Origin of the sequence: Sphingorhabdus sp. SMR4y (assembly GCF_002218195.1) — a bacterium.
Taxonomy (GTDB): domain Bacteria; phylum Pseudomonadota; class Alphaproteobacteria; order Sphingomonadales; family Sphingomonadaceae; genus Parasphingorhabdus.
Window position 1 is genome coordinate 3,369,200 of sequence record NZ_CP022336.1, and the last position, 13,191, is coordinate 3,382,390.

Consider the following 13,191-nt stretch of genomic DNA (forward strand, 5'->3'; position numbering starts at 1 on the left):
GTCCTCAGGTTTTGACGGGAATTGCGGCAAAATTATTCTTGCAGACGCAGATCTTGTTATGATCCGGATCACGGAAATAGGCGCCATAGAACATGTCGGGCGCGCGCCAGCCGGGATCGCCTTCATTGCCCGCGCCCTGCGCCAGTGCGCGGGCATGATAGGCATCAACCTCTTCGGTCGATTCACATTGCAGCGCCACCATCGTGCCATTGCCGTGACAGGCTTCGCCTTCATCATAAGGCGACGTGATGCAGAGCAGGGGCTCCCCCGGCGCTGTGCCGTAAAACTGCCCGCCGGAAGGCGTTTTGAACAGACGCCTGACGGCGGTTCCCTCGAACAGGGCATCGTAAAAGGCGAAGGCCCGCTCTTTGTCGTTGGTGCCGAGCATGGTGTAGGCGATCATCTGGTCTCTCCTGGAATATATCTGGGCCGCTGATTCGGTTTTGGAGTGAAGCCTAGCATCAGACCGGTGCGATGCAATTACCCGCGAGCTCCTTGCGGCGTAATCCGGAGCGGGGCTCGAAGTTCGCAACAAAAAAGGCAGAAGCGATTTGCTCCTGCCTTTCTTGCATTCGTTGCATGCCGGTTTGCTTAACCGGTTGGACAGCTGCCGATACGCTTGCCGTTGCTTTTGGCCGAAATATTCATCTTCATGCCGTTTCCGCCGCCTTCCATGTTCATGGTCATGTCATAGCTGCTCGGTCCATATTGGCCGTCCATTTTCATGGTCATTTCGCCGGCACCACCGCCCATATTGCTGCAGGACATTTCGGACGATACGGCACCGCCGCTCATGTCGAATTTCTTGACCTCGCAATTGGTTTTTTCCTGAGCAGCAAAGAATTGCGCGCCCGGATTTTTGGCTTCTTCCTCGCTGATGCAGGATTTCGTGGTCGTGACCTGACCCTTCATGCGGTCCATGACGCCGGCGGGAACACCGTCCGGCAGTCCGTCGATTTTCACATCCACGATCTCCACCGTATTTTCCCACTCGCCGGGTTCAAGCGTGACCTTGTTCATTTCTTCGGCGACTTCTTCGGCGGTGATCTTTCCGTCACCGTCCCGGTCGGCCCCCTGATCCGAACAGCCGCCGACCAGGCCGAGTACAGCAACTGAAACCAGTAATTTTCTCACGAGAATTTCCCCTAACTATTATGCATTGCAAATGATCTTAAGACGATGTGAGGCAGATGTAAATTTTCTATCGCTCCCTTTGCCCAAAAACTCCAGAACGGGGATGACATTGGACCCTTTTTGTTCCATATCGGATCCATGACAGAATTGGTGATCAGAAGAGGCCTGGCGGAACCCGAAACCGGCGATGATTTCGTTCCGCACAAGCCCAGTCGTCCGGCCAAATCGGAAGGCGGAAAGCGGTTCAAGCTGGTCAGCGATTTTGAACCGGCCGGCGACCAGCCGGAAGCGATCAGGGAGCTGGTGGAAGGAATGCGCGCAGAAGAGCGCGATCAGGTGCTGCTCGGGGTGACGGGATCGGGCAAGACCTTCACTATGGCGAAAGTCATTGAAGAGCTGCAGCGGCCCGCGCTGATCCTGGCGCCAAACAAGATATTGGCGGCGCAGCTTTACGGCGAGTTCAAGAATTTCTTTCCCGACAATGCTGTTGAATATTTTGTTTCTTATTATGATTATTACCAACCCGAAGCCTATGTCGCTCGGTCGGATACCTATATCGAAAAGGAAAGCTCGGTAAACGAGGCGATCGACCGGATGCGGCACAGCGCGACCCGGTCTTTGCTCGAACGCGATGACGTCATCATCGTCGCCTCGGTCTCCTGTCTCTACGGTATCGGGTCGGTCGAAACCTATTCGGCGATGATCTTCGATCTGCACAAGGAACAGTCGGTCGACCAGCGGGACATCATCCGCAAGCTGGTGGCGTTGCAGTACAAGCGCAACGACATGGCCTTCGCCCGCGGCAGCTTTCGGGTGCGGGGGGACAATCTCGAGATATTCCCGTCGCATTACGAGGATATGGCTTGGCGAATCAGCTTTTTCGGCGACGAGATCGAGGAAATTGTCGAATTTGACCCGCTGACCGGCAAGAAGGGCGCCAGCCTGAACAAGGTACGGGTCTACGCCAATTCGCACCATGTCACTCCGGGGCCGACGATGAAGCAGGCTATGGAAGCGATAAAATTCGAGCTTGCCGAAAGGCTGAAGGAGCTGGAAGCGGAAGGCAAGCTGATCGAGCATCAGCGGCTGGAGCAGAGGACCAATTTTGATCTCGAGATGATCGCCGCCACTGGCAGTTGCGCGGGCATTGAAAATTACTCGCGCTTTCTGACCGGACGCCTGCCGGGCGAACCGCCGCCGACATTGTTCGAATATCTGCCGGACAATGCGCTGCTGTTTGTCGATGAAAGCCACCAGACGGTGCCGCAAATCGGTGCCATGTCGAAGGGCGATCACCGCCGCAAGATCAATCTGGCGGAATATGGCTTCCGCTTGCCCAGTTGTATCGACAACCGCCCGCTGCGTTTCAACGAATGGGACGCGATGCGGCCGCAGACGGTCAGCGTCTCGGCGACACCCGGTCCCTGGGAAATGGAGCAGAGCGGCGGCGTGTTCAGCGAACAGGTCATCCGTCCCACCGGGCTGATCGATCCGCCGGTCGAGATCCGGCCGGTCGAGGATCAGGTCGACGATGTGATCAACGAATGCCGCAAGGTGGCGGAGCAGGGCTATCGCACTTTGATCACCACGTTGACCAAGCGGATGGCGGAAGATCTGACCGAATTCATGCACGAAGCCGGAATCAAGGTCCGCTACATGCACAGCGATGTCGAGACCCTGGAACGGATCGAACTAATCCGGGATCTCAGGCTGGGTGTCTATGACGTGTTGATCGGCATCAACCTGCTGCGCGAAGGACTGGATATTCCCGAATGCGGGCTGGTGGCGATACTCGACGCCGACAAGGAAGGCTTCCTGCGCAGCGAAACGTCGCTGATCCAGACCATTGGCCGCGCCGCGCGCAATGTCGATGGCCGGGTCATTCTCTATGCCGACCGGATGACCGGATCGATGGAGCGCGCGATCAGCGAGACCGACCGGCGCCGCGAAAAGCAGGTTGCCTATAATCTCGAACACGGCATCACCCCGGCATCGATCAAGAAGAATATCGGCGATATCGTCGCCCATGCCACGGCCAAGGATATGGTGACCGGCGCGGCCGACGAGGAGAGCAAGCCGCTGGTCGGTCACAATCTGCGGACCCATATCGAAAGCCTCGAGAAACAGATGCGCGACGCGGCGGCCGATCTGGAATTCGAGGAAGCCGGCCGCCTGCGCGACGAAATCCGCAAGCTGGAAGCGGAAGAGCTGGGACTGCCCGCGGACCTGCAAGTCGCGCAACCCAAGGGCCGCTCCACCGAAGGTCGCCCGGGCACGCGCAAGATGGGCTATGGCAAGGTGCAGCGGAAGATTTAAGCCAGGGCCTGTTTCGATCAAATGCGGTCGCAGATAGACAAAACACATTCCCGTCGCTTGTGTGAAAATCAGGATGGGTGCATGCTATCGCCAATATTGGGGGAGAGATATCATGCGAGCTTCGTTATTCCTGACATTGGCGACCTCGGCACTGGTCATTGCGGCACCGGTCATTGCGGGGCAGGCGGCGTCCTCGCCGCCGGCGGCAGTCGCTGAAACGACCGCGCCGGACTTCAATGCCGCCCTGGCTGCTTCGGGACGGGACGAGGCGGACATAGCGCTCGACGAAAGCCGGAAGCCGGCTGAGGTGCTAGCCTTCATGGGCCTGGAAACCGGCGATGCCGTGCTCGATATTTTTGCCGGCGGCGGCTATTATAGCGAGATATTGGCCCGTGCGGTCGGCCCCGAGGGGGCCGTAATAGCGGTCAATCCGCCGCAATTTGTCTCCAGCGAGCAATCGAAGGAAAAATGGGCTGGTGTCACGGCGCGGCAACCCAATGTGACCATGGTGCCTTCGCAATTGCCGGACTATGAACCAGCGGCGGACAGCATTGATTTTGCCATGCTGCACCTGATCTACCACGATTTCTACTGGGAAAGCGAACGGTTCAAATTTGAGAAAATGGATCCTGCTGTGGTATTGGCCAATCTCTATACCGGCATGAAGCCCGGCGGCATCGTGGCGGTGATCGACCACGCGGGATTGCCCGGGGAAACAAGGGCTGTCGTGGAGAAAACGCACAGGATTGATCCGGCGACTGTGCAGGCGGATTTCATCAGGGCCGGCTTCGTGCTGGACGGGCAAAGCGACATGTTCGTCAATCCCGAGGATGATCTGGACACAAATGTATTCGACCCGGCTGTGCGCGGGAAAACGAGCCGTTTCGTCATGCGTTTTCGCAAGCCCGGCTAGCGTCCGTGACCCGGTTTCCAGCCGAAATTCGGGTCCGAATCAGTCTCAAATGTAACTGCATGGAAAATAAGACATTTTTTCGGGACCGCCGAAAACCCGCTTTTGCGCGTCAGTCGACTGCATATAAATTACGCAAAAATGTAATATAATTTCAATGGTTTACGAGTTGTTACCATAGTTTACGTGACCGTTCATGTCAGGTTAGCTAGAGGAGCGCCATAGAAATTGCAGAGACAAGAACTGGCCCGGCAACCGACATCCGAAATATCGGATCTGAACGAGGTCAGCACCAGAAAAGACATGAGTTTCCCTATTCGCCGGTACCCACTGTCCGGCGGACTGGAAGAGTTTGACCGGCGGCGCCTTTAATTAGGGTCGCACGCTGTCGGAACAGAGGGGGAGGCAGATCCTTGTTGCGTACTGGATCTGTCTCCCACCCTTTGGCAGACATATTGACAGATTACAGCTTCGCTTTCGGGTCCGGGGACCTGTCGAAGAACGGCCTTCGGGGGGTCGCAGGCTGTCCTCCTCTCCCCAGATCCTGGGGCGCAGGGCTGGCACGCGCGTAGAGTTTGCGTGTCAGTCCTGCATTTCCCGCCTGTTCAGGACGCATATTTGACCGAGCAGCCATAGGGGCGTGCCTGGGCAACGCTCACCCGGTCGCCGGAATTGATCTCGTTCAGCGCCGCCAGCACATGATTGCGCGCATCTTTGATGTCGCCAATATTCGCGGTTGGCTTGTCGTCGATCCCGCCCTGATAGACCAGAATGCCCTTGCCATTGATAATATACATATGCGGGGTGGTCTTGGCGCCATAGGCCTTGCCGACGACGCCCTTTGGATCGAACAGATAATGGGTCGACCTGATCTTCTGGTCGGCAATCAGCGCCTTCGCCTCGGCACCGGTCATATGACCCTGTTTGCCTTTCGCGCCGCTGTTGATTGTCAGCCAGACCGCGCCCTGTCGGCGGGCGGCTTTCTGGGTCGCCTGCATATTGCCGCTATTATAATGTTTCGCCACAAAGGGGCAGCCCGGGTTGTGCCATTCCAGTATCACGGTCTTGCCGCGAAACTGCGATAGCTGAACTGTCTTGCCGCTCACGTCCGTGAGCTTGAAATCCTGAGCGATGGCGCCGTTTCTCTGGGCTGCCGCCAGCGGACTGGCCAGGGCGATCGCGGCGATGGCTGCTGCCGTGAAAGAGGGAATATATCGCATCGTCGGTCTCCGTTCAGCGCGGGCATCAATTGGCCGGGCTTATACCGGCTTGCCCACCAGTTCTGTCAATGTCGCCACGGTGAGAATTTGCGGGAGTATCACCGGCTCTTTGCCGGGTGCATAATAGAGATAAAGCGGTACGCCGGCACGGCCATGCATTTCCAGAAACCTGCTGATGGCCGGGTCGGGGCGTGTCCAGTCGCCCATCAGCACGGCGACGTCGGCGGCCTTGAACGCTTTGGCGGTTTCGCTGCGCTGGATGGCAGCGGCTTCATTGGCCTTGCAGGTGATGCACCAGTCGGCGGTGAAATAGGCAAATACCGGTTGGCCGGAGGCGCGCAATTCCGTCAGGCGCGTTTCGCTGAACGGTTCGCTGGGAAGCGTCGCGCCAGAAGCATGTGCGAGCTTTTGCTCCTTCATTGCCTGTTCGCCGGGCAGGGCGATGATGCCGCCTGTCATGGCCGCAACCATTGCCACGCTGGCCAGCGCACCGCGCGAAAGCCCCTTCATCTGTCCGCCGCCGAACCACCAGAGGATCAGTCCGAGCGCGAGCAGGAAAACGAGCGACAGCCCCAGCGCATCCGTGCCGATCTGGCGTCCGAGCAGCCAGATCAGGCCGATACTGGTGAGAAACATCGGGATCGCCATGATCTTGCGAAAGCTGTCCAGCCAGGGGCCGGGCTTGGGCAGCCGGCTGCGGATCGCCGGTACGAAGGCGATGAGCAGAAAGGGCAGGGCAAGGCCGACGCCCAGGCCGGCAAAAATCACGAGCGCGGCGATTGGCGGCAGAATAATGGTCGCGCCCAGAGCGGCGGCCATGAACGGTCCGGTGCAGGGTGTGGCAACAAAGGCGGCCAGTGCGCCGGTCCAGAAGGATCCGGCAGCGCCGTCTTTTTTGGTTAGCTTGTTGCCGAAATTGATATTGGGCAGCTCGAACAGACCAGCCAGATTGAGACCGATAGCGGTCACCAGCGCCAGCAGCACGAAAATGATCCGCGGGTCCTGCAACTGGAACGCCCAGCCGACCGCAGCACCGCTGGCCCGCAGGCCAAGCAGGATTGCACCAAGCGCGGTAGCGACCAGAACAACACCGGCTGTATAGGCCAGTGCATCGCGCCGGACGACCGTTTCCTTGCCGCCGGCCTTGGCCAGACTGATCGCTTTCAGGCTGAGGATCGGGAAGACGCAGGGCATCAGGTTGAGCAGCAGTCCGCCCAATATGGCGCCACCCAGCGCCAGAAACAGCAGCGGCGCGCCAGACTCGTTCTCCGCGCCGTCGCCGGACAGGGGAATGCCGGTCATCGCGACATCGCCCTTGTTGGCACTGATCAGGAATCCGTCATGATCGCCGATTTTCAATATGCCGCTGATTGTCTCGAAGCCATCGCCGCGCGCGCCGGTTTCGAGGATCAGGCGGTCGCCATCCCGGTTAAATGTCTGCGGCGCGGCATAATCGACGACGCCGTCTTCCAGAATGAAGAAATAGGGCTGATCAATGTCGACGCTGGCGGGCAGCGGAACGGACAGACGAAACAGGTCGCCGTCTACAGTGAAGCTGCCTTCGCTCCCCAGGGGGCGGGGAAGAGCTGCGCGGAACCCGTCAAACGCCGCGTTTCGCGAGATCGATGCATTCTCGCCGACAACCTGCAGGGTGATCGACAATTCGTCCTGTTCCGGTACGCAAATCTCGTCGGTGCAGGATAGCCATTCGGATTTTACCGAGATCGGGAGGGGGCCCGGGCGGACTTCATCGGACAGGGTCAGATTGACCAGCACCGCATAGTCGCCCTTGTAGATATAGTTCATGATACCGGCGATCAGCAGCCTATCGGGTACCTGAAACTGGGCCTTTCCGGCGGTTACGCCCGCGGGCAGGGTCCAGTCAAAGCTCATGCCGATACCAGCGTCGCCGGGATTTTCCCAATAGCCGTGCCAGGTCGGTTTTGGCTCCATGACGAAGGCGAGCGTGACGCTTTGTCCGGCCTTCACCTGCTGCGATTCAGCCACCAGCGTGGCGGGCACATTCAATTCCGCGTTGCCGAGCCGGTTCTGCGCTTCCGCTACCGGCGCAAAGAATAGCGCGGCAAGTGCCACGATTATCGAAAATAGGCGAAAATCAGATGTCATAAAAACTCACTATTTCCTGTCTAACCGCATTTAGGCTATCGGAGAGCCGCTTTCCATAGCGACAATCATCAGTGAGGACCATTCGTGCGAAAATCGACCCTAGTTACAGCTGTCGCTGCGCTTATCACATTTTCCGGAACCGCACATGCGGAAGATCACAAGTCGAGCGAGTCGACCCGGCCGGATCTGGTGGTCGCCATTTCGGTAGACCAGTTTTCGGCCGATCTGTTCAGCGAATATCGCGGCAGCTTCAGCGGCGGCCTCGACCGGCTGGCCAATGGCGTGGTCTTTCCGTCCGGCTATCAGTCGCACGCTGCGACCGAGACCTGCCCGGGCCATTCGACGATCATGACCGGTGTTCATTCCGGGCGCGCGGGGATCATCGCCAACAACTGGATTGATCTGTCGATCGAGCGCGAGGACAAGACTGTCTATTGCGCCGAGGACGAGCGGATCGATGGTACCAGTTTCGGCGATATTACTGCGGCCACGCAGGGCGATTATGTCGCTTCGGTCTGGCATCTGCTGGTGCCGACGCTTGGCGACCGGCTCAAGAAAGTGTCGCCCGATTCGCGCAATGTCGCGGTCGCAGGCAAGGACCGGGCCGCGCTGATGATGGGCGGGCATGATGTCGACGCAATTTACTGGTGGAAAGGAAAGGGATTTTCCACGCTTCAGGGCCGCAAGACCATGCCGGCGATCGCCGCGCTCAACGATAAAATTGCAACAAGAATTGACAAGGCGCGAGCCGCATATGCGGTGCCGGCCCATTGCGCCGCGCGCAACGCCCGGATCATGCACGGCGAGAGCAAATCTGTCGGCGACTATGCCTTTCAGCGCCCCGAAGGCGCCGCGAGCATATACCGGGGCTCTCCCGACTTTGACGGTTCGGTGATCGAGGCGGCCAATGTCCTGATTGACGAGCTTAATCTGGGGCAGGGAGAGGCTACCGACATATTGTCGATCGGACTGTCGGCAACAGACTATATCGGCCACGCTTTTGGCACCGAGGGTCTGGAAATGTGTATCCAGATGAGCGAGCTAGACCGGTCGCTCGGCCAGTTTTTCGATAGGCTCGACGCAACCGGTGTCGATTATGTCGTGATGCTGACCGCCGATCATGGTGGACTTGATCTGCCGGAACGGATGAGCCTGCAGGGCGTTCCAGCAGCAGAGCGGATTGATCCCGATCTCAACGCCGGAACGATTGGAAAGAAGGTTGCGGAAGTATTGGGCCTGCCTGCTGGCAAGCCGGTGCTTCATGCGGACGGGCCTTTTGGGGACTATTATGTCAGCACCGACCTCTCCGAGGCGCAGCGGGGCCGCGTCAGGGATAGCGCGATCGCGCTGATCGCCGCTCACGCGCAAGTGGAAATGGTTCTGAAACATGACGAGATCGCCGCGATCGAAGTGCCGCGGAGTGCTCCGGAAGAATGGACACTGCAGCAGCGCGCCCGCGCTTCTTTCCACCCCGACCGGTCAGGCGATTTTGTCGTCTTGCTCAAAAAGGCGGTGACGCCGATTGCGACTACTGCACGGGGGTATGTCGCCACCCACGGTAGCCCATGGGATTATGACCGCCGCGTCCCGATGCTGTTCTGGCGCGAGGGAATCCGGCATTTCGAACAGCCGCTATCGGTGATGACGGTCGATATTGCCCCTACGCTCGGCGCGCTCATCGGCGTGGACATTCCGGCGGAGGAAACCGATGGACAATGTCTCGATATTGACGGCGGACCGCTGAACAGCTGCGAGTGAGGCCGCCGGTCTGCTAGCGCCGCTGGTAGCGGGTCAGGCCGCGTCCGAGACTATTGTTGGCAATGCGCAACTGGTCGCCGCTCCAGTCGGCGACAAACCAGGTGTTGCGGTTCACCCCCTTGGCCAGCGACGCGCTGTTGGAATGGATGTTCAGCCCTTCCGAACTATGGTCGCGGTCTTCCGCAGCAACGGCGATGAAGGCGCTCCAGTTTTCCTTGTTCTGGCCCTGCACGAAGACATTGCCGCTGATCACGCCGGTGGCGCCGGCGGGCAGGTCGATCATATAATTGGTGGTGCGGCCCTGCGTGTCATCAAAACTGTTGTTGGTGATCGTCGCCCGGGGCGCGCGGCTTTTGACATAATGACCACCGCTGCCTTTTTCAAAGCGGCTGTTGGTCACCTTCAGCGATCCGAAATCACCAATATAGATGCTGTGCGCGCAGGACAGGCCGCGATCGCAGCGACCCAGTCGCTGAAAGGTCGATCGGTCGATGACAATTTCCGCGCTTGGGTCACTGGCGCTCAATATGCCCTGTTCGGCATTCCGGAACATGGCGTTGTAGACGTAAAGGTCGCCCCGCTCGATCCGGATGCCCGCGCCATTGCCATCGGGCACCCGCTGGTTCTGGAAAATGATGCCGTTGATCGTTGCCGCCTTGCCCCGCAGGACGAGACTGGCTTTGCCTTCGCAGACGCCACCATCCAATATGGTCTGGCCGGGGATGGAGGCCTTGTAGGTGATGCGGCCGGCTGTCTGCACCGCACAATCGCCATAGGCACCGGGTGCAATGACAATGGTAGCATTATTGCCTCCAACGGCAGCCACGGCATCCGCCAGACGCTGGTAGGTCTGGCCGGTTTCCATGACCTTGAAGGGGGCACCACGCTGGGCCAGTGCTGCGGTGCCGGCGAGCGAAGCCAAAATAACAGTAGCGATCAAACGTGTCTTGAACTTCATCTCGGCCATCCTGAATCGAGGGAATAGGGCAGTTTCAATATCGCTTGCTACGAAATCGAACAATATAAATGCTTATGCTGTCCCAGATGAATTCAGGCTGAGCGGCAGAGGTTAACGGGGTCTACGGATATTCTGTTCGTTCCGATTGAGGCTATTCGTTCAGATTGGGGCGCAACCATTGCCGTGCCTGGTCGATCGATACGCCGCGTCGTTCCGCATATTCCTCTACCTGATCCTCGCCGATCCGCGCGACACCGAAATAATCGGCCTCCGGGTGCGCAAAATAGAAGCCGGACACCGCTGCAGTTGGCGTCATCGCGAAACCGCTGGTCAGTTCGATGCCGACATTTTCCGTGGCATTCAGCATCTCGAACAGGATCGGCTTGAGACTATGATCAGGGCAGGCCGGATAGCCCGGGGCAGGGCGGATTCCCTGATATTTTTCCCGGATCAGATCCTTGTTGCTGTAATCTTCGTCGGCGGCATAGCCCCAGAGATCCTTGCGGACATGCTCGTGCATGCGCTCGGCAAAGGCCTCGGCCAGCCGGTCGGCGAGGGCTTTGAGCAGAATGCTGTTATAGTCATCCTTGTCCATTTCGAAGCGCTGGACATGTTCCTCGATGCCATGGCCCGCGGTTACCGCAAAGCCGCCGATCCAGTCGTCCTCGGCATCGATAAAATCGGCCAGGCAATTGTTAGGCTTGCCGCCGCGCTTGACCACCTGCTGCCGCAGCATCGGCAGGGTAAATTCTGCATTTTCCGGAGCAACAAGAATATCGTCACCGTCGCGACGGGCGCGCCAGAGGCCGGCTACACCTTTAGCTGTCAGCCATTTTTCCTCAATAATCTGGTCAAGCATCGCCTGCGCATCGCGGAACAGGTCGCTGGCACTCTCGCCGACGATCTCGTCGGTCAGGATGGCGGGATAGTTGCCGGCCAGTTCCCAGGCACGAAAGAAGGGGGTCCAGTCGATATAGTCGCGCAGGTCCGCGAGATCCCAGTCATCATAGACATGCAATCCAGGCTTTGCCGGTGCCACGGCCTTGCGGCTCATGTCGATTTCTGCCGCATTGGCGCGGGCCTCGTCCAGCGTCGCCAGCTTTTTGCCTGTCTTGCCCGCGCGCGCGATACGGACCTGTTCATAGTCTTCGCGGGTTTTGGCGATGAAGCCGTCCGCCTGCGTGTCGCTGACCAGCTGCGAGGCAACGCCGACGGCGCGGCTGGCGTCGAGCACGTGGATGGTCGGGCCGCTATAGGCCGGTTCGATGCGCAGCGCGGTGTGGGTCTTGGAGGTGGTTGCGCCGCCGATCAGCAGCGGCATATTCATTTTTGCGCGCTCCATTTCCTCGGCCACGGTTACCATTTCGTCGAGCGACGGGGTGATCAGGCCGGACAGGCCGATGATGTCCGCATCATTCTCATTCGCGGCCTTCAATATGTCGGTCCAGGCAACCATCACGCCGAGATCGACGACTTCAAAGCCGTTGCATTGCAGCACCACGCCAACGATATTCTTGCCGATATCGTGCACATCGCCCTTGACCGTGGCCATGATGATCTTGCCCTTGCCCTTGGCATTTTCGTCTTTCTCGGCCTCGATATAGGGAAAGAGATGGGCAACCGCCTTTTTCATAACGCGGGCGGATTTGACCACCTGCGGCAGGAACATCTTGCCCGACCCGAACAGGTCCCCGACGACATTCATGCCGTCCATCAGCGGGCCTTCGATCACCTCGATCGGGCGGCCCTCGCGCGCCTTGACGGCCAGCCGCATTTCCTCGGTATCTTCGATGATATGCGCGTCGATGCCCTTGACCAGCGCATGTTCGAGCCGCTTGTGCACTTCATAGCCGCGCCATTCCGCCGCAGCCTTCTCGGCGACTTCGTCGGTGCCGCGAAATTTCTCGGCCAGCGTAATCAGCCGGTCGGTCGCATCGTCGCGGCGGTCGAAAATCACATCTTCGCAAAGCTCCCGCAGCTCCGGATCGATGTCGTCATAAATGTCCAGCTGGCCCGCGTTGACAATTGCCATGTCCATGCCGGCAGGAATGGCATGGTAGAGGAACACGCTGTGCATCGCCTTGCGCACCGGTTCGTTGCCGCGGAAGCTGAACGACAGGTTCGACAGGCCGCCGGAAATATGGACATGCGGACAGCGTTTCCTGATCTCGCGTGTCGCCTCGATGAAATCGATGCCATAACGGCGATGCTCGTCGATCCCGGTAGCAATGGCGAAGACATTGGGATCAAAGATAATATCTTCCGGCGGAAAGCCGATCCCGGTCAGCAATTTGTAAGCGCGTTCGCAAATCTCGACCTTGCGGTCCTTGGTATCGGCCTGTCCGGTTTCATCAAAGGCCATGACCACGACGGCGGCGCCATAAGCCATGCATTTGCGCGCATGTTTGAGGAATTCCTCCTCGCCTTCCTTCATCGAGATCGAGTTGACGATCGGTTTGCCGGAGACGCATTTCAGACCCGCTTCGATCACCGACCATTTGCTGCTGTCGATCATCACCGGCACGCGCGCGATATCGGGCTCGGCGGAAATCAGCTTGAGAAAGGTCGTCATCGCGTGATGTGCGTCGAGCAGGCCTTCGTCCATGTTGATATCGATCACCTGCGCGCCATTCTCGACCTGCTGGCGGGCGACTTCGACCGCGGCTTCATAATCGTCGTTGAGGATCAGTTTCTTGAAGCGCGCCGAGCCGGTAACATTGGTGCGTTCGCCGACATTGACGAAATTGGTGGAAGAGGGCTGTGTCATG

At 58.8% G+C, this 13,191-nt stretch carries 9 protein-coding genes; 3 read left to right on the plus strand and 6 right to left on the minus strand.

Annotation, left to right across the window (positions count from 1 at the left end; translation table 11 throughout):
* Window positions 1–4 precede the first annotated feature (4 nt).
* Both SPHFLASMR4Y_RS16300 and SPHFLASMR4Y_RS16305 read right to left on the minus strand, forming a co-directional pair.
* Entirely contained in the window at window positions 5–403 is a 399-nt protein-coding gene (locus SPHFLASMR4Y_RS16300) for a VOC family protein (RefSeq protein WP_089134491.1), read from the minus strand.
* Window positions 404–591: 188 nt separating this feature from the next.
* A complete protein-coding gene (locus tag SPHFLASMR4Y_RS16305) occupies window positions 592–1,134 on the minus strand; it encodes a DUF3617 domain-containing protein (protein WP_186265983.1) in 543 nt (180 codons plus the stop codon).
* A 138-nt stretch (window positions 1,135–1,272) separates the two neighbouring features.
* Here SPHFLASMR4Y_RS16305 and uvrB point away from each other — a divergent pair, with 138 nt between their 5' ends.
* Together uvrB and SPHFLASMR4Y_RS16315 are read left to right on the plus strand one after the other, a co-directional pair.
* The gene (gene uvrB / locus SPHFLASMR4Y_RS16310; RefSeq protein WP_089134493.1) at window positions 1,273–3,450 is read left to right on the plus strand and encodes an excinuclease ABC subunit UvrB; all 2,178 of its coding nucleotides are present in this window, start codon (window positions 1,273–1,275) and stop codon (window positions 3,448–3,450) included.
* Window positions 3,451–3,562: 112 nt separating this feature from the next.
* Window positions 3,563–4,363, plus strand: a complete 801-nt coding sequence (locus tag SPHFLASMR4Y_RS16315; protein ID WP_089134956.1) for a class I SAM-dependent methyltransferase — start codon at window positions 3,563–3,565, stop codon at window positions 4,361–4,363.
* A gap of 602 nt (window positions 4,364–4,965) precedes the next feature.
* Here SPHFLASMR4Y_RS16315 and SPHFLASMR4Y_RS16320 read toward each other — a convergent pair.
* Together SPHFLASMR4Y_RS16320 and SPHFLASMR4Y_RS16325 are read right to left on the minus strand one after the other, a co-directional pair.
* Window positions 4,966–5,580, minus strand: coding sequence for a thioredoxin family protein (locus SPHFLASMR4Y_RS16320; protein WP_089134494.1), 615 nt, complete (start codon window positions 5,578–5,580; stop codon window positions 4,966–4,968).
* Between the two features lie 39 nt (window positions 5,581–5,619).
* Window positions 5,620–7,707 carry a protein-disulfide reductase DsbD family protein gene (locus SPHFLASMR4Y_RS16325; RefSeq protein WP_089134495.1) on the minus strand — a complete coding sequence of 696 codons (2,088 nt, stop codon included), beginning with the start codon at window positions 7,705–7,707 and terminating at the stop codon, window positions 5,620–5,622.
* Between the two features lie 84 nt (window positions 7,708–7,791).
* Here SPHFLASMR4Y_RS16325 and SPHFLASMR4Y_RS16330 point away from each other — a divergent pair, with 84 nt between their 5' ends.
* Complete coding sequence (locus SPHFLASMR4Y_RS16330) at window positions 7,792–9,465, plus strand: alkaline phosphatase family protein (RefSeq protein ID WP_260807009.1); 1,674 nt, start codon at window positions 7,792–7,794, stop codon at window positions 9,463–9,465.
* 13 nt (window positions 9,466–9,478) lie between these two features.
* Here SPHFLASMR4Y_RS16330 and SPHFLASMR4Y_RS16335 read toward each other — a convergent pair whose 3' ends face one another.
* Both SPHFLASMR4Y_RS16335 and metH read right to left on the minus strand, forming a co-directional pair.
* A complete protein-coding gene (locus SPHFLASMR4Y_RS16335; RefSeq protein WP_089134958.1) occupies window positions 9,479–10,423 on the minus strand; it encodes a right-handed parallel beta-helix repeat-containing protein in 945 nt (314 codons plus the stop codon).
* 151 nt (window positions 10,424–10,574) lie between these two features.
* Window positions 10,575–13,190, minus strand: coding sequence for a methionine synthase (metH, locus tag SPHFLASMR4Y_RS16340; protein WP_089134496.1), 2,616 nt, complete (start codon window positions 13,188–13,190; stop codon window positions 10,575–10,577).
* Between the last annotated feature and the right edge of the window lies 1 nt (window position 13,191).